Origin of the sequence: Blautia sp. MSK17_66 (assembly GCF_020538025.1) — a bacterium.
GTDB lineage: Bacteria > Bacillota > Clostridia > Lachnospirales > Lachnospiraceae > Blautia_A.
In genome coordinates, this window is the sequence record NZ_JAJBNQ010000003.1 from 99,700 (window position 1) to 116,558 (window position 16,859).

At 46.4% G+C, this 16,859-nt stretch carries 15 protein-coding genes; 13 read left to right on the forward strand and 2 right to left on the reverse strand.

What is annotated here, in order from left to right:
- Nucleotides 1-96: 96 nt before the first annotated feature.
- Both glmS and LIR34_RS02615 read left to right on the forward strand, forming a co-directional pair.
- Nucleotides 97-1,935, forward strand: a complete 1,839-nt coding sequence (glmS, locus tag LIR34_RS02610; protein ID WP_173901965.1) for a glutamine--fructose-6-phosphate transaminase (isomerizing) — start codon at nt 97-99, stop codon at nt 1,933-1,935.
- Nucleotides 1,936-2,076: 141 nt separating this feature from the next.
- The gene (locus LIR34_RS02615) at nt 2,077-3,018 is read left to right on the forward strand and encodes a tyrosine-type recombinase/integrase (protein ID WP_173901964.1); all 942 of its coding nucleotides are present in this window, start codon (nt 2,077-2,079) and stop codon (nt 3,016-3,018) included.
- Here the strand turns inward: LIR34_RS02615 and LIR34_RS02620 are convergent.
- Complete coding sequence (locus LIR34_RS02620) at nt 3,013-3,168, reverse strand: hypothetical protein (protein ID WP_173901963.1); 156 nt, start codon at nt 3,166-3,168, stop codon at nt 3,013-3,015. The two genes, LIR34_RS02615 and LIR34_RS02620, sit on opposite strands and share 6 nt — an antisense overlap.
- Before the next feature lie 114 nt (nt 3,169-3,282).
- Here LIR34_RS02620 and LIR34_RS02625 point away from each other — a divergent pair, with 114 nt between their 5' ends.
- Nucleotides 3,283-4,119 carry a S8 family peptidase gene (locus tag LIR34_RS02625; protein ID WP_173901962.1) on the forward strand — a complete coding sequence of 279 codons (837 nt, stop codon included), beginning with the start codon at nt 3,283-3,285 and terminating at the stop codon, nt 4,117-4,119.
- Between the two features lie 164 nt (nt 4,120-4,283).
- Nucleotides 4,284-5,495 carry an NADP-dependent isocitrate dehydrogenase gene (locus LIR34_RS02630; RefSeq protein WP_173901961.1) on the forward strand — a complete coding sequence of 404 codons (1,212 nt, stop codon included), beginning with the start codon at nt 4,284-4,286 and terminating at the stop codon, nt 5,493-5,495.
- A 51-nt stretch (nt 5,496-5,546) separates the two neighbouring features.
- On the opposite strand, the gene abc-f is transcribed toward LIR34_RS02630, so the two are convergent.
- Nucleotides 5,547-7,478, reverse strand: a complete 1,932-nt coding sequence (abc-f, locus tag LIR34_RS02635) for a ribosomal protection-like ABC-F family protein (protein ID WP_173901960.1) — start codon at nt 7,476-7,478, stop codon at nt 5,547-5,549.
- Between the two features lie 170 nt (nt 7,479-7,648).
- On the opposite strand from abc-f, the gene LIR34_RS02640 reads away from it, so the two are divergent.
- The 9 genes from LIR34_RS02640 (at nt 7,649) to LIR34_RS02680 (ending at nt 16,859) form a co-directional block, all read left to right on the forward strand.
- Nucleotides 7,649-8,305, forward strand: a complete 657-nt coding sequence (locus LIR34_RS02640; RefSeq protein WP_161285650.1) for a redox-sensing transcriptional repressor Rex — start codon at nt 7,649-7,651, stop codon at nt 8,303-8,305.
- 88 nt (nt 8,306-8,393) lie between these two features.
- Entirely contained in the window at nt 8,394-9,995 is a 1,602-nt protein-coding gene (locus LIR34_RS02645; RefSeq protein WP_173901959.1) for an NAD(P)H-hydrate dehydratase, read from the forward strand.
- Nucleotides 9,996-10,034: 39 nt separating this feature from the next.
- A complete protein-coding gene (alr, locus tag LIR34_RS02650) occupies nt 10,035-11,201 on the forward strand; it encodes an alanine racemase (protein WP_173901958.1) in 1,167 nt (388 codons plus the stop codon).
- A gap of 156 nt (nt 11,202-11,357) precedes the next feature.
- Nucleotides 11,358-11,705, forward strand: a complete 348-nt coding sequence (locus LIR34_RS02655) for a type II toxin-antitoxin system PemK/MazF family toxin (protein ID WP_022215039.1) — start codon at nt 11,358-11,360, stop codon at nt 11,703-11,705.
- Between the two features lie 116 nt (nt 11,706-11,821).
- Entirely contained in the window at nt 11,822-12,550 is a 729-nt protein-coding gene (locus LIR34_RS02660; protein ID WP_173901957.1) for a YebC/PmpR family DNA-binding transcriptional regulator, read from the forward strand.
- A gap of 73 nt (nt 12,551-12,623) precedes the next feature.
- On the forward strand, nt 12,624-13,349 hold the full coding sequence (locus LIR34_RS02665) for a ClpP family protease (RefSeq protein WP_161285646.1): 726 nt from the start codon (nt 12,624-12,626) through the stop codon (nt 13,347-13,349).
- Nucleotides 13,350-13,467: 118 nt separating this feature from the next.
- On the forward strand, nt 13,468-14,355 hold the full coding sequence (locus LIR34_RS02670; RefSeq protein ID WP_173901956.1) for a sulfide/dihydroorotate dehydrogenase-like FAD/NAD-binding protein: 888 nt from the start codon (nt 13,468-13,470) through the stop codon (nt 14,353-14,355).
- A complete protein-coding gene (gene gltA, locus LIR34_RS02675; protein ID WP_161285644.1) occupies nt 14,355-15,749 on the forward strand; it encodes an NADPH-dependent glutamate synthase in 1,395 nt (464 codons plus the stop codon). Before LIR34_RS02670 ends, gltA begins: the two co-directional genes overlap by 1 nt.
- Before the next feature lie 231 nt (nt 15,750-15,980).
- Nucleotides 15,981-16,859, forward strand: coding sequence for an undecaprenyl-diphosphate phosphatase (locus LIR34_RS02680; protein WP_173901955.1), 879 nt, complete (start codon nt 15,981-15,983; stop codon nt 16,857-16,859).

A 16,859-nucleotide genomic window follows, 5' to 3' on the forward strand; every position in this document is an offset into this window, starting at 1 on the left:
ATATAAAGACATTGAAATCATCATCGGATTGTGCTATTATAAGCTAGAATTTTTTTACTTTTAATATGCATTGAAGGAATAAGAGGAGATATATTTATGTGTGGAATCGTAGGATTTACAGGTGATCATCAGGCAGCACCGATCTTGCTGGATGGACTTTCCAAGCTTGAATATCGTGGCTATGACTCTGCCGGAATCGCAGTGCGCGATGGGGGGAAGGAGACCAGGGTTATCAAGGCAAAAGGTCGTCTGAAAGGGCTTGCTGAGAAGACAAACAACGGAGAATCTGTTCCAGGCACCTGTGGTATTGGTCATACCCGCTGGGCGACTCATGGAGAGCCTTCGGAGAATAATGCACATCCACATATCAGTGATGACGGAAATGTTGTAGCTGTACACAACGGAATCATTGAGAATTATCAGGAGCTGAAGGATAAGCTGCTTCGTAAGGGCTATACTTTCTATTCCGAGACAGACACAGAGGTGGCTGTAAAGCTGATCGATTATTATTATAAGAAATATGAAGGAACTCCGGTAGATGCGATCAATCATTCCATGGTTCGTATCCGTGGTTCTTATGCAATGGCAATCATGTTCAAGGATTATCCGGAAGAGATTTATGTGGCAAGAAAAGACAGCCCGATGATCCTGGGTGTTGAGAATGGTGAATCCTATATTGCATCAGATGTTCCGGCAATCCTGAAATATACAAGAAATGTTTATTATATAGGGAATATGGAGATGGCCCGTGTGCATAAGGGCGAGATTACATTCTATAATCTGGACGGTGAAGAAATCGAGAAAGAACTGAAGGTAGTCGACTGGGACGCAGAGGCGGCAGAGAAGGCCGGTTTTGAGCATTTCATGATGAAAGAGATCCATGAGCAGCCGAAGGCAATCCAGGATACTCTGAATTCTGCTCTGAAGGATGACAGGATCGATCTCACAGAGGTTGGACTTACAGAAGAAGAAATCAGGGATATTTCCCAGATTTATATCATTGCCTGCGGATCCGCCTATCATGTAGGTATGGCAGCACAGTATGTGATCGAGGATATAGCAAGGATTCCGGTGCGTGTAGAGCTTGCATCTGAATTCCGTTATCGTAATCCGATTCTGGATCCTCATGCACTGGCGGTTGTGATCAGTCAGTCCGGAGAGACCGCAGACAGTCTTGCCGCACTGCGTCTTTGTAAGAAGCATGGAATCCGTACGCTTGCAATTGTTAATGTAGTTGGTTCTTCTATTGCCCGTGAGGCGGATAATATCTTCTACACACTTGCAGGACCGGAGATTTCCGTTGCTACGACCAAGGCATACAGTACACAGCTGATCGCAGCTTATCTACTTGCAATCCAGTTTGCCAAGATCAGGGAGCAGATCACAGAGGAACAGTATACAGGATATATTGAAGAACTCAAAACTCTTCCGGAGAAAGTGCAGAGAATTATTGATGATAAAGAAAGAATCCAGTGGTTTGCTTCCAAGCAGGCAAATGCACATGATGTTTTCTTTGTAGGACGTGGAATCGATTATGCGATCAGTATGGAAGGCAGTCTCAAGATGAAGGAGATCAGCTACATCCATTCGGAGGCATATGCGGCAGGTGAGCTGAAGCACGGAACTATTTCCCTGATCGAGGACGGAACGCTGGTGATCGGTGTTCTCACCCAGCCGGCTCTTTACGAAAAAACCGTCAGCAATATGGTAGAGTGTAAGAGCCGCGGTGCCTATCTGATGGGTCTGACCACATTTGGAAATTACAATATTGAAGATACTGCAGACTTCACAGTTTATATTCCAAAGACAGATCCTCACTTTGCTACCTCACTTGCAGTGATCCCGCTTCAGCTTCTGGGATATTATGTAAGTGTTTCTAAGGGACTCGATGTAGATAAACCGAGAAACCTCGCAAAAAGTGTTACTGTAGAATAATAGTAACTATTCAGAAGGTAGTATCCCGCACAGTTACGAATAATGAATGAAATCAGGCAGAGGGACAATCATTGCTATAAATGACTGTATCCTCTGCTTTTTGGTATCTTATAATACTTTGTAAAAAAGGAGAAGATACCAATGAGAACAATGGTAATTATTTTGGAACAGGTTTGTACGGAGTGGCTGGATATGAAGAGATTATCTGTGAGGGAATCAACGTTTGCACGTTACCAGATGATCATTCAGAAGCATGTTTTGCCGGAACTTGGAAAATATCCACTGGAGGAGATCAGTTCTTCCGTGGTGAATTCATATACCTGTCGGAAGCTGGAGGAGATCAGCACCAAAACGGTGAGGGATATTTGTACGATACTGAAGTCAGTTCTTCGTTATGCGGAAAAGGAATACGGCCTGCATGATATTGCCGGAAATATGGTGCTGCCGAAGCTGCAGAGGACAGACAAGGATATCCTGACACTCAGAGAACAGCGAAAGCTGGAAACGTATTTATGGGAACACCGGCAGAAACCACGCTGTGCAGGCATCCTGATCTGTCTTTATACGGGGCTTCGGCTGGGGGAAATATGTGGACTTCAATGGAGAGATATCGACAGAAAGAGACATGTTCTGTATATTAACAGGACACTTCAGAGAGTTACAGAAACCAGAAGTGATCATGAAAAAAAGACAAAACTGATCAGTGGAGAACCAAAGTCAGGGGCTTCTGTGCGAGCGATCCCACTGCCGAGAAGCTTTTGGATATTGCTTCGTGAGATGTCCGGGGAGATGAGGGATGAGGATTATTTTCTGAGCGGAAATGCAGAACCGATCGAGCCGAGAAACTATCAGTATTTTTTTAAGAAGACGCTGGCAGACTGTGAACTCAGATATGTGAATTTCCATACATTGCGGCACACATTTGCGACTCGCTGTGTAGAGGCGGGAATGGACATTAAGACACTGAGTGAGATTCTGGGACATACGAATACCAATATCACACTCAGCTATTATGTCCATTCCTCCATGCAGTCCAAGAGGAAGCAGATGAACCGGCTGAAATTTCATATGGCGGTTTCATGACCCGGAATGCTTTTTCATCCAGTTTTGTATATATTCCATCTGCTCCCGGTCGGATAATTCCTGTGAGGCCGGATCGTTTCCGGCGGCAAGGCAGCAGAAGAGTACAAGTATCTGCAGCAGAAAAAAGAGTATCAGAAAAATGATCAACATAAAAAGCCTCCTTCTGGTTTCTATGGCTTTCAGTATTGGCATTTTTTCAAAAATTATGCATCATTGTACTTTTTTGAATACATTAAAATAAGTCCATTTATCAGGAGTATATTCATGAAGCAGTCAGTTTATACCGGAAAAGGCATCGGTGTGGTACTTCTGGATACGGGAATTTATCCTCATATGGATTTTGGTGATCGTATTTATGCTTTTGCAGATTTTATTTCATATAGAACCTTTCCCTATGATGACAACGGACATGGAACGTGTGTTGCGGGGATTCTTGGCGGAAGCGGAGAGGCTTCCATGGGAAAGTATAAGGGAATGGCACCGGGATGTTTTCTGATAAGCCTTAAGGTGCTGGACCGTTTCGGAAATGGAAACAAGGAGGATATTCTGGCGGCGTTTCGGTGGATCGAGAATCACCGGGAGGAATACAAGATCCGGATCGTAAATATTTCGGTCGGAACAACATATAAGACCAGAAGTGACAAGGATGTTCTGGTCCGTGGAGTGGAGGCTCTCTGGGACCAGGGACTGGTGGTGGTTGCAGCGGCGGGAAACCGTGGTCCGGAGCCGGGCAGCATTACCGCGCCGGGATGCAGCAAGAAGGTGATCACGGTGGGCTCCAGTGATATGCTTCTGGGAAAGACGGCAATCTCTGGAAGAGGACCGACGTTTGAGTGTGTCTGCAAACCGGATCTGGTTGCACCGGGGCGGCGGATCATGGCGTGTGCACCGGGAGCGGGGAATACCTATGCAATGAAAAGCGGCACTTCGATGTCTACACCGGTGATATCCGGAGCGGCGGCACTTGCCCTGGAAAAGGATCCGATGCTTACAAATGTGGATATCAAGATGATGCTGCGTGACAGTGCGGATGATCTGGGCCTTTCCAGGAATCAGCAGGGATGGGGAAAATTTAACTGTCAAAAGTTCCTTTCGCTGTAATTTTCTGGAAAATTTGTAAGATTTACTATGGTAAAGCCTGAAAGTATTGACGGACAGAGTTTTTTTCGCTACAATGTAACAAATCGCTGTTCAAAGCAACAGGAGCAGCGTATAGTAACTTACTGTGAACAGTAAAATAAATGCTACACAGAGAGGAGAAACTTATGACAAAAATTCAGATGACAACGCCGTTAGTAGAAATGGACGGAGATGAGATGACCAGAATTCTCTGGAAGATGATCAAGGATGAATTACTGCTTCCGTATATTGACCTGAATACAGAATACTATGATCTTGGTCTTGCACACCGTAATGACACAGATGATCAGGTAACGATCGATGCAGCAGAGGCAACCAAGAAATATGGTGTTGCAGTTAAATGTGCGACGATCACCCCGAACCATGCGCGTATGGACGAGTATGATCTCAAGAAGATGTACAAGAGCCCGAACGGAACGATCCGTGCGATCCTGGACGGAACGGTATTCCGTGCTCCGATCGTAGTGAAGGGAATTGAACCATGTGTACGAAACTGGAAGAAACCGATCACTCTTGCACGTCATGCATATGGTGATATCTATAAGAATACAGAGATGTATATTGACAAACCGGGCAAGGTTGAGCTTGTTTATACTTCAGAGGACGGAGAAGAGAAGCGTGCCCTGGTACAGGATTTCAAGGCTCCGGGAGTTGCCATGGGTATGCACAATATGGAGGCATCCATCGAGAGCTTTGCAAGAAGCTGCTTCAACTATGCACTGGATACAAAGCAGGATGTATGGTTTGGTGCCAAGGATACGATTTCCAAGACTTATGATGCCAAATTCAAACAGGTCTTCCAGACTATATTTGATGAGGAATTCAAGGAGAAATTCGAGGAAGCCGGTCTTACTTACTTCTACAGTCTGATCGATGATATCGTTGCCCGTGTTATGAAGGCAGAGGGAGGATTTATCTGGGCATGCAAGAATTATGACGGAGATGTTATGAGTGATATGGTATCTTCTGCATTTGGTTCCCTTGCAATGATGACATCTGTTCTGGTTTCTCCGAACGGATATTATGAGTATGAGGCTGCTCACGGAACGGTACAGAGACATTATTATCGTCATCTGGAGGGCGGTGAAACCTCCACAAACTCTGTGGCAACTATTTTTGCATGGACAGGAGCTCTTCGTAAGCGTGGAGAACTTGACGGAAATGCGGAACTGGCACAGTTCGCGGATAAGCTGGAGAAAGCAACTCTTTCTACTATTGAGTCCGGTAAGATGACCAAGGATCTGGCACTGATCACTACTATCGAGAACCCGACCGTATTGAACAGCGAGGGATTTATTCTTGCGATTAGAGAAACGTTGGATACTCTTCTTAAATAGTAAAAATTAACCAGAGCAATAGGGATATAAAGAAATGGGAAACCCACGGCATTACGCCAGGGTTTCCCATTTTTCATAAAGTTCTTCAAGCTCTGCCTGAATTTTGTCTTTTTCGCGGCTGAGTTCTGCACAGCGTCCGACGTTGGTACAGACATCCGGAAGAACCAGTGTTTCATCGATTTCTTTGTCTCTGGTTTCGAGTTCTTCAATCCTTTGTTCCGTCTTCTTAAGTTCCGCCTCCTGCTTACGCTTACGTGCCTGTTCTTCTTTCTGCTGCTGCCAGGTAAGCTTTCCTTCGGATGCCGCAGGTGCTGCAGGTGCTGCTTCATCGGAAGTGGTTTCTTCTGTCTGCTGTATCGGAGCATATTTTTCAGTGAGTTCTTCTTTTTTCTCAAGGTAATAATCGTAATCACCGATGTAGTTGACAACGGCCTGATTGGTAAGCTCCAGGATCCTGGTCGCGGTCTGGTTGATAAAGTATCGGTCATGAGAAACATAGAGAACCGTACCGGTGTAGCTGTTCAGTGCCTCCTCCAGGATTTCCTTGGATGCGATATCCAGATGGTTGGTCGGCTCATCGAGGATCAGGAAGTTGGCCTCGGAGAGCATCAGCTTTGCGAGAGAGACACGACCGCGCTCACCACCGGAGAGGGAAGAGATCAGCTTAAATACATCATCGTTGGTAAAAAGAAAGGCGGCGAGCATGTTTCGGATCTCTGTCTCGGTAAGGGTCGGGTAGGCATCGGAAATTTCTTCAAAGATGGTTTTTTCCGGATGCAGTACGTGATGCTCCTGATCGTAATAGCCGATCTGAACCTTTGAACCTAGGGTGAAGGTTCCGGAATCAGCGGGAATAAGATCGTTGAGGATCTTGAGCATGGTTGTCTTGCCGGTACCGTTGTTTCCGATCAGGGCAACGCGTTCGCCTCGCTTGATCTGGAAGGAGATATCGGTAAAAAGAGTCTGCTCCGGGAAACTCTTGGAAAGCTCCTCCACGGTAAGAACGTCATTTCCACTGATGACTCTTGGTTCGAGAGAGAGGCGCATCTGGCTCTGTACCTCTGTCGGCTTCTCGATTCGCTGGATCTTGCCGAGCATTTTTTCACGGCTCTCGGCGCGGCGGATGGATTTTTCACGGTTGAAGGATTTCAGCTTGACAATGACTGCCTCCTGGTGCTTGATCTCTCTCTGCTGGTTCAGATAAGCCTTGTACTGTGCATCACGCAGCTGAGCCTTCTTTTCTGCGTAGGCAGAGTAGTTTCCACTGTACATACGGACCTGTCCGGCATCGATCTCAATGACCTTGGTTACAACCTTATCCAGGAAATAACGGTCATGGGAAACAATAAATACAGCACCTGGATAGTTCAGGAGATAGGTTTCCAGCCAGGCAATACTCTCCATATCCAGATGGTTGGTCGGCTCATCGAGAAGAAGAATGTCAGGCTTAGAGATCAGAAGCTTACCAAGTGCAACGCGTGTCTTCTGTCCACCGGAGAGCGTTTCAATCTGCTTGTTGAAATCTTCTTCGGTGAAACCAAGACCCTTGAGGACACCCATCAGTTCACTCCTGTAAGCGTAGCCGTTTTCGAGCTCGAATTCATGGGTCAGCCGGGTATAGGTGTTCATCAGACGCTCGAGCTCCTCGCCGGAGGCATGCTTCATCTGTATTTCTGCTGCACGCATGCGGTCTTCCATATCAATGATGTACTGCTTGGTTGAGAGCAGCTCCTCATAGATGGTGCGGTGTCCCTTGATCTCCTGATACTGTGCGAGATAACCGATCTTCTTGTCCTTCATCAGAACGACCTGACCGGAATCTGCGGAAATTTCTTCCATTATAATACGGAGAAGGGTTGTCTTTCCTGCTCCGTTGTTGCCGATAAGAGCGGCTTTCTCACGCTCTTCTATATGAAAAGAGGCATCGTTCAGAATGACTTTTTCGCCAAAAGACTTATAGATGCTCTGACATGATAAGATCATAAATATTCCTCCAAAATCAATATACGCTATGATTATAAGGGGAAAAATTATCTTTGTAAAGGAAAAACCAACGAAAAAACAGCAAAAATTGCACAGAATTACCAACATAGATTGACAATAAAATGTCATTTCGTTATAATTAACAGGAAAGTATTAAGGGAGGGACAACGGTGGAGGCAAAACAGATATCAAAAGCTGTAATTAAGAGACTGCCCCGGTATTATCGCTATCTTGGCGAATTACTGGAAGACAATGTTGAGCGTATATCTTCCAATGATCTTAGTAAGAAAATGCGTGTCACAGCATCTCAGATCCGTCAGGATTTGAATAATTTCGGAGGGTTTGGGCAGCAGGGATACGGTTATAATGTAAAATATCTTTATACAGAGATCGGTAAGATCCTGGGACTGGATGAGGTACACCCGATGATCATCGTTGGTGCCGGTAATCTTGGACAGGCACTTGCCAATTATGTTGACTTTGAAAAACGTGGTTTTAAGTTACTGGGAATCTTTGATGTGAACCCGGTACTTGAAGGTATTGCTGTTCGCGGAATTGAGATCCAGATGATCAGCAATCTTCCATTTTTCTTAAGAGAGAATAATATTGAGATCGCAATCCTTACACTTCCGAAGAATAAGGCGAAGGATATGGCGGATATCCTGATCGAGAATGGTATCAAGGCGATCTGGAATTTTGCTCATATTGATCTGGATACTCCGGATGACGTAATTGTAGAGAATGTTCATCTTTCGGAGAGTCTGATGACTTTATCCTACAATCTCAGTCAATATCGACAGGAACATGTAGAAGAGCAGCATTCATAAAAAGAGGACAGTGAAAGGCTGTTACCCGGCTCCTTGCATTAAGGAGGCTGCGTAACAGCCTTTCTGTTGTTTTTGGAGAGGAGACGAAATGAGACGGATTGTGAACGGACCGGAAATGAAGACATTGGATCGTTATACGATTGACAGGATGGGTGTGCCGTCCTGCGTTCTGATGGAGAGGGCGGCACTGGCGGTCGTGGATGAGATGGAACGGCATTTTGCGGATACGAAGCAAAAAGAGCGTATCTTATGCGTCTGCGGAGGCGGAAACAACGGCGGAGACGGTGTTGCCATTGCCAGGATCCTGCACCTTCATGGATATGCTGCCGAAATCTATATGATGGGAAATCCGGATCATCGGACAGAGGAAACGTGCCGTCAGCTGGAAATTGCCGGAAATTATCAGGTTCCTCTGGTGAATAACCTGGAACTGAAGGAATATACTACTATAGTAGATGCCATTTTCGGCGTCGGGCTGGACCGTGCAATCGAGGGACGTTACCGGGATGTGCTGAGTGCAATGAATCAGGCGTCTGCCTGGAAAGTGGCGGTCGATCTTCCGTCCGGCGTGAGCAGCAGCACCGGGGAAGAACTTGGGATTGCCTTTCATGCAGATCTGACAGTGACCTTTGCTTTTGGCAAAACGGGCTTATGTCTTTATCCCGGGAAGATGTTTGCAGGAAGGGTTGTCACGGCGGATGTCGGCATCTACGAGAATCCGGAGCTTTTGCCGGAGAAAGGGGTTCTGGAGAAGAAAGATCTCCGGAAAATCCCGAAGCGTATTGCGAATGGAAATAAAGGTACCTTTGGCAAGGTTCTTATTGTTGCTGGAAGTAAGGGGATGTGCGGTGCCGCATATCTCTGTGCAGAGGGAGCATTTGCCGCGGGTGCCGGGATGGTGAAGATCCTGACAGATGAAGAGAATCGTATTCCGCTGCAGACGCTTCTTCCAGAGGCGATGTTTGCGGATGATTCCAGCGGGGAAGATACATGGTCTGATGCGGCACGCTGGTGTGATGTGATCGTGATCGGACCGGGCCTTGGACAGTCGGAAAAAAGTGCACAGAAAACAGAATCTTTCCTCTCTTTCGCACAGAGAATGGGGAAACCTGTGATCCTGGATGCGGATGGACTGAATCTGCTTTCGAAGAACCCGACGTGGAAGAAATATTTTCATGGCAGTCAGGTGATCTGTACCCCGCACCTGGGAGAGATGAGCCGGCTGAGTGAGGAGTTTATGTCCAAAAAGCCGGAATCCAGTCGGTCTTTATCTGAAAAACAGGTATCCAGGTTATCAATACCGGAAATACAGAAGAATCTTATTGGAACGGCTGAGAAGTTTGCCATGCAAAACGGTGTGGTCTGTGTGTTAAAGGATGCGTCGACGGTCATCACAGGCCCGGAGGACGATTTTTGCTGGATCAATCAGAGCGGAAATCCGGGAATGGCGACGGCGGGAAGCGGAGATGTCCTGTCGGGAATTTTGGCAGGTGTTCTGTGTACGTTCCTTTCAGAACATGACGGCAGAGTGAAACTGGCGGAGATGGCGGCCCTGGGTGTTTTTCTTCATGGGCTTGCAGGAGACAGGGCGGCACAGGATAAGGGCACTTACGGAATGAAGGCCGGAGACATTGCAAAAGCCGCGGCGAAGGTCCTCAGAGAACGGGAAAATATGTTAGAATATATTTGATAAGAATATTTGCGATATGCAGTGAGGAGATAAAGGATTATGAAGAAATTCGAGAGAGTAAAAGCGGTTGTATCATTAGATGCGATCGCACATAACTTTGCGGAAATGAAGAAAAATATTGCAGAGGGAACGCAGATCGTTGCGGTGATCAAGGCAGATGGATACGGACATGGGGCAGAGGCAATCGCCCGTCTGATCGAAGACTATGATTATATCTGGGGATTTGCGGTTGCAACACCTGAGGAGGCACTTCAGCTTCGTACCTTCGGCGTCAAAAAACCGATTCTGATCCTGGGGATTGTTTTTGAGGAATATTATACAGAAATGATCGCAAAAGAGATTCGTCTGTCGGTCTGTACTTATGAGATGGCACAAGAACTCTCAGAGGAAGCAAAGCGTCAGGGAAGAAATGTACATATTCATATTGGTCTGGATACCGGAATGAGCCGGATCGGATTTGCAGACAGGCAGGAAAGTGTCGCCCAGATCAAAAAGATCAAAGAGCTTCCGAATGTCGAGATCGAGGGAATGTTCACTCATTTTGCGAGAGCGGATGAAACAGACAGAAGTCCGGCTATGGATCAGCTGAAGCGTTATCTGAATTTTGCAAAGCTTCTGGAGGATGCAGGAGTTCAGATTCCGATGAAGCACTGTTCCAACAGTGCCGGAATTATCCGTATTCCGGAGGCGAATCTGAATGCAGTACGGGCAGGTATCACGATCTATGGGATGTATCCTTCTAACGAAGTAGAGAGAGACAATCTGAAACTGATCCCGGCTATGGAGCTTAAGAGCCACATCGCCTATGTCAAGACTCTGGAGCCAGGGGCTGCGATCAGCTATGGCGGAACCTTTACCGTCAAGAAGGAAATGAGAGTGGCAACGATCCCGGTCGGATACGCAGATGGATATCCGCGTTCTCTGTCAAATAAAGGCTGGGTGCTGATCCACGGTAAGAAGGCTCCGATCCTTGGAAGGGTCTGTATGGATCAGTTTATGGTGGATGTCACAAAGATTCCGGAGGCGGATATGGGTGACGAGGTGACTCTGATCGGAAAAGACGGAAAGGAATTTATCAGCATGGAAACCTTCGGGGATCTGTCCGGACGTTTTTCATATGAATTTGCCTGCGATATCAGCAAGCGTGTTCCGAGAGTCTATATCAGAGACGGCAGAGAATGGGGAGAGCTTACCTTCTTTAACTAAGGAATATGATTCGTAACTGTGAGGCTGAGCAGTTACGAAATCAGATGGAAACACCACACATGTATACACGAGAAAAAAATGGAAATACTAATTCCAGAGAAAAAGAATGGGATGTTCCATAAGGGACAGTAACAGAAGAATCGGAGTGTGAATTGTGTGGTAATTAAAAGAGGAGATATCTTTTATGCAGATCTGCGGCCTGTGGTCGGAAGCGAGCAGGGCGGTATCCGTCCGGTGCTGATCATCCAGAATGATGTGGGCAACCGGCACAGCCCGACTGTGATCTGCGCAGCAATTACATCAAAGATGAATAAAGCGAAACTGCCGACACATATTGAGATCGATGCGTCTGCCTATGGGATCGAGAGGGATTCTGTGATCCTTCTGGAGCAACTGCGGACGATCGACAAACGAAGGCTGAAGGATAAGGTCTGTCACCTGGACCAGGCAATGCTGGATAAGGTGAATCATGCACTGGAAATCAGTCTTGAGCTTACTTTTTGAGCAGTTATCCTTGACGAATTTCATGGAAAGTGCTATATTTTATCAGTAATTACGCAGGTTTACCGGCTTTTTGAGCATGGTTTACAGGAAGATAAGAAATAAAAGGAGCGAGAAAAATGTCAGGACATTCAAAATTTGCGAATATCAAGCATAAAAAAGAAAAGAACGATGCCAAAAAAGGTAAGATATTTACCGTGATCGGCCGTGAGATCGTTATGGCAGTCAAAGCCGGCGGTGCGGACCCGAACAACAACAGCAAGCTTCGTGATGTCATTGCGAAGGCAAAGGCAAACAACATGCCGAACGATACGATCGAGCGTGGAATCAAGAAGGCAGCAGGAGCTGATTCTGCTGACAACTATGAGCATGCTACATATGAAGGTTATGGCCCGAACGGTGTGGCGATCATCGTTGAAACTCTGACTGACAATAAGAACCGTACAGCAAGTAATGTAAGAAATGCTTTCACCAAGGGATATGGAAGCATCGGAACACAGGGATGTGTATCCTTCATGTTCGACCAGAAGGGTCAGATCATCATCGACAAAGAAGAATGCGAGATGGATGCGGACGATCTGATGATGACCGCACTGGATGCAGGTGCTGAGGATTTCAGCGAAGAAGATGACAGCTATGAGGTCCTCACTGCTCCGGATGATTTCAGCGCAGTAAGAGAGGCACTCGAGCAGGCTGGCGTGCCGATGCTTGAGGCACAGGTTGCCATGGTTCCTCAGACTTATGTAGAGCTTACCGATGAGAAGGATATCAAGAACCTTCAGAAGACTCTGGATCTCCTCGACGAGGATGATGACGTCACAGATGTCTGGACGAACTGGGACGAATGATCTGAGAGAGTACGTATAACAATCTGTATTTTTGCACAGAATACCTCCATGAACGATGCATGGAGGTATTTTTATGTCTGAGAGAAATAAGGATGAGAAGCAGAAAGAACTGGATTGTCAGGAGCAGCAGAATGCACAGATCAGGGAAACGGGAGAGGCGGTTCTGGATCAGAATCGACTGGATCACAGGATCGAACTTCTGACAGTCATTGGAGAAGTGGAAGGGCATGAGACAGCTCCCTCACAGAGCAAGACGACCAAATACGAGCATGTCCTTCCGAAGCTTGCGATGATAGAAGATGATAAGGAGGTTGAGGGGCTTCTGATCCTTTTGAATACGGTCGGCGGAGATGTGGAGGCCGGGCTTGCCATTGCGGAAATGATCGCATCCTTAAGCATACCCACGGTCTCTCTGGTGCTCGGAGGAGGACATTCCATTGGAATTCCCATGGCTGTATCAGCGGATTATTCCTTTGCTGTTGCAAGCGCAACGATGGTGATCCATCCGGTACGGTCGAGCGGGATGTTTATAGGAGTGGCACAGACCTACCGAAATATGGAAAAGATCCAGGACCGTATCACAGGTTTTATCGCTGCCCATTCCAGGGCATCCAGGGAACGCCTGGAAGAACTGATGCTGGATACCAGTCAGCTTGTAAAGGATGTAGGGACTTTACTGGAAGGTGAGGAAGCGGTAAAGGAGGGGCTGATCGATGAAGTGGGCGGAATCAGGGAGGCACTGATGAAGCTTCATCAGATGATAGAGACAAACAGAGAAAAATCCGGAGAGAAATTGTAGAAACATATAGAAAAAAGAGTGCATAATTAGTGTGTTTTTGAATATTCCCCTTGTATTAGAAGGAATTTTAGCGTATTATTAATAAAGGATTGAATGAATATACGCTAGGAGGGGAACAATGTATAAGATTTTAAAAGCCGAAACACTGGCAGCTAAGATTCATCTTATGGTTGTACATGCACCGCGTGTTGCAAGCCATTGTCAGCCAGGACAGTTCATCATCGTCAAAATGGACGAGAAGGGTGAGAGAATCCCACTTACAATCTGCGATTACAACCGCGAAGAAGGAACCGTAACTATCGTGTTCCAGGAGATCGGAGCATCTACAATCAAGATGGCTCAGTTAAAAGCAGGAGATTCTTTCCGTGATTTTGTAGGACCTCTGGGATGTCCTTCTGAATTTGTTCATGAGGACATTGAAGAACTCAAGAAGAAAAAAATGGTATTTGTTGCAGGAGGTGTTGGTACAGCACCGGTTTACCCGCAGGTAAAATGGCTTCATGAGCATGGAATCACAGCGGACGTGATCCTTGGCTCCAAGACCAAAGACATGGTGATCCTTGAGAAGGAACTTGCGGCTGTTTCCAACCTCTATGTTACAACAGACGACGGTTCCTATGGCCGTTCCGGTATGGTAACAAAGACTCTGGAAGACCTTGTCACAAACGAAGGCAAGCATTACGATGTCTGTGTTGCGATCGGACCGATGATCATGATGAAATTTGTCTGTCTGCTTACCAAGAAACTCGGCATCCATACAATTGTCAGCATGAACCCGATCATGGTTGATGGAACAGGTATGTGCGGAGCCTGCCGTCTTCAGGTTGGCGATGAGATCAAATTTGCCTGCGTAGATGGACCGGAATTCGACGGACATCTCGTTGATTTTGATCAGGCTATGAAGAGAAGCCAGATGTACAAGACCGAAGAGGGACGTGCATTACTGAAGCTTCAGGAGGGTGATACCCACCACGGCGGATGCGGACATTGCGGAGGTGACGAATAATGGCAGATGCAAAAATGTTAAAGAAAGTTCCTGTAAGAGAGCAGGATCCGAAGGTACGTGCAACAAACTTTGAAGAAGTTTGTCTTGGATATAACCAGGAAGAAGCAATGGAAGAAGCACAGAGATGCTTAGGCTGCAAGAAACCGAAATGTGTGGAAGGCTGTCCTGTATCCATCAATATTCCAGGATTTATTGAACATATCAAAGATGGCAACATCGAAGAAGCCTATAAGGTGATCGGTTTATCTTCCGCTCTGCCGGCGATCTGCGGACGTGTATGCCCACAGGAATCCCAGTGTGAAGGCAAGTGTATCCGTGGAGTCAAGGGTGAGGCAGTTTCTATCGGCAAACTGGAGAGATTTGTTGCTGACTATGCTCTTGAGCATGACATTAAACCAGCCGGAGCAGAAGTTAAGAACGGACATAAGGTTGCAGTTATCGGTTCCGGTCCGTCCGGACTTACCTGTGCAGGAGATCTTGCAAAAGCAGGCTATGATGTAACTGTATTCGAAGCTCTTCATGAGCTCGGCGGAGTTCTTGTTTATGGTATTCCGGAATTCCGTCTTCCGAAGCAGAAAGTCGTTAAGAAAGAAATCGAGAAGGTTAAAGAACTCGGCGTTAAATTTGAAACAAACGTTGTTATCGGTAAATCCACAACCATCGATCAGCTGATCGAGGACGAGGGATTTGAAGCTGTATTTATCGGCTCTGGTGCAGGTCTTCCGATGTTCATGGGAATTCCAGGAGAGAATGCAAGCGGTGTATTCTCTGCAAACGAATACCTGACAAGAAGCAACCTGATGAAAGCGTTTGATGACTCTTATGATACACCGATCGCAGCAGGCAAGAAGGTTGCTGTTGTCGGTGGTGGAAACGTTGCCATGGATGCTGCAAGAACAGCATTAAGACTTGGTGCTGAGGTTCACATCGTATACAGAAGAAGTGAAGCAGAGCTTCCTGCACGAGCAGAGGAAGTTCATCACGCAAAAGAAGAGGGAATCATCTTTGATCTTCTTACCAACCCGAAAGAAATCCATGTTGACGAAAACGGCCATGTAAATGGAATGAAGGTTGTCAAGATGGAACTGGGCGAGCCGGATGCTTCCGGAAGAAGACGTCCTGTTGAAATCCCGGGATCTGAGTATGATATGGACGTAGATACCGTTATCATGTCACTTGGTACCTCCCCGAACCCGCTGATCTCTTCCACAACCAAGGGTCTGGAAGTCAACAGAAGAAGATGTATTGTTGCTGAAGAAGAAACAGGTAAGACATCCAAGGACGGCGTATATGCCGGTGGTGATGCCGTTACAGGTGCAGCTACAGTTATCCTTGCTATGGGAGCAGGTAAAGCCGGTGCCAAAGGTATCGATGAATATCTCAAAAATAAATAATATCTGAACATATTGGAATTCCCTGTCGGTTCTTAAATGAGCCGGCAGGGAATCTTTTTTTCTGAAAACTCTGGACATTTTCACAAACAAATGTTTGGCAACTTGTAACTTGAACTGAAATATGTTATACTGACCTGAACTGATAGCTGTTATAAGGACGCAGACTGCTGTGAACGGAGTGAACCGTAGCGGACGCAGCAGTATGTAGTATTAAAGGAAAAGGAAAAAGGTATGACAGTCTTATATATTATTTTATTAGCGATTGTACAGGGGATCACAGAATTTGTTCCGGTGAGCAGTTTTGGGCATCTGTGCATTCTGGAGAATTTTTTTGGAATGGATCATGATGCGGGAGTCCTTCTGGAGGCAATGCTGCATTTGGGGACTCTGGGTGCGGTATTTATGACTTTTCAGAAGGATATCCGCCATATTCTATATGAGATCCTGGATATGATCCTGGACATTGTGGGAAACGCCCATCTCTATATACATAACAGGAGGACGGGGAAGCAGCTTCATTATGCGAGGATTATCAGCAACACCTATCGTAAGTTTGCTGTACTTCTTCTTGTTTCCATGATCCCGACCGCTCTTCTCGGTTACACGGCAAGAAGGCTGGTCGTTCTGGCGGCGGACTCTGTACTGATCCCAAGTGTCGGACTGCTTGTCACAGGAATCGTTCTTCTTGTGATCGACCTTGCACGGACCGGAGGAACCAAGGCCGCTAAGGATGCGAATCTTTCGGATGCGATGTGGATCGGACTCTGCCAGGGTATTTCCGTATTTCCGGGACTTTCCAGAAGTGGTCTTACGATCAGTGCCGGTCTGATGAGTGGCTTCAGCCGCACGTTTGCAGTGAAGTATTCTTATATTTTGTCAATCCCGGCAATTATCGGATCACTGATCATGGAGCTTGGACAGTTTGGTTCACCTGCCATGACAGTGGGACTTGGATTTGCCTATGTGTTAGGAATGATCGTTTCAGGGGTAACTGCGTTTTTGGTGATCCGTTATTGTCTGAAACTTGTCCATAAGGGAAGATTTCGCGTATTTGCGATTTATTGTTTTGTGATCGGTCTTGTAACGCTGATCATAAATCATATGCTTTGA

Coding starts and splice junctions, on each gene's coding strand:
- glmS (WP_173901965.1), top strand. CDS start 97: ATGTGTGGAATCGTAGGATTTACAGGTGATCATCAGGCAGCACCGATC.
- LIR34_RS02615 (WP_173901964.1), top strand. CDS start 2,077: ATGAGAACAATGGTAATTATTTTGGAACAGGTTTGTACGGAGTGGCTG.
- LIR34_RS02620 (WP_173901963.1), bottom strand. CDS start 3,168: ATGTTGATCATTTTTCTGATACTCTTTTTTCTGCTGCAGATACTTGTA.
- LIR34_RS02625 (WP_173901962.1), top strand. CDS start 3,283: ATGAAGCAGTCAGTTTATACCGGAAAAGGCATCGGTGTGGTACTTCTG.
- LIR34_RS02630 (WP_173901961.1), top strand. CDS start 4,284: ATGACAAAAATTCAGATGACAACGCCGTTAGTAGAAATGGACGGAGAT.
- abc-f (WP_173901960.1), bottom strand. CDS start 7,478: ATGATCTTATCATGTCAGAGCATCTATAAGTCTTTTGGCGAAAAAGTC.
- LIR34_RS02645 (WP_173901959.1), top strand. CDS start 8,394: ATGAGACGGATTGTGAACGGACCGGAAATGAAGACATTGGATCGTTAT.
- alr (WP_173901958.1), top strand. CDS start 10,035: ATGAAGAAATTCGAGAGAGTAAAAGCGGTTGTATCATTAGATGCGATC.
- LIR34_RS02660 (WP_173901957.1), top strand. CDS start 11,822: ATGTCAGGACATTCAAAATTTGCGAATATCAAGCATAAAAAAGAAAAG.
- LIR34_RS02665 (WP_161285646.1), top strand. CDS start 12,624: ATGTCTGAGAGAAATAAGGATGAGAAGCAGAAAGAACTGGATTGTCAG.
- LIR34_RS02670 (WP_173901956.1), top strand. CDS start 13,468: ATGTATAAGATTTTAAAAGCCGAAACACTGGCAGCTAAGATTCATCTT.
- gltA (WP_161285644.1), top strand. CDS start 14,355: ATGGCAGATGCAAAAATGTTAAAGAAAGTTCCTGTAAGAGAGCAGGAT.
- LIR34_RS02680 (WP_173901955.1), top strand. CDS start 15,981: ATGACAGTCTTATATATTATTTTATTAGCGATTGTACAGGGGATCACA.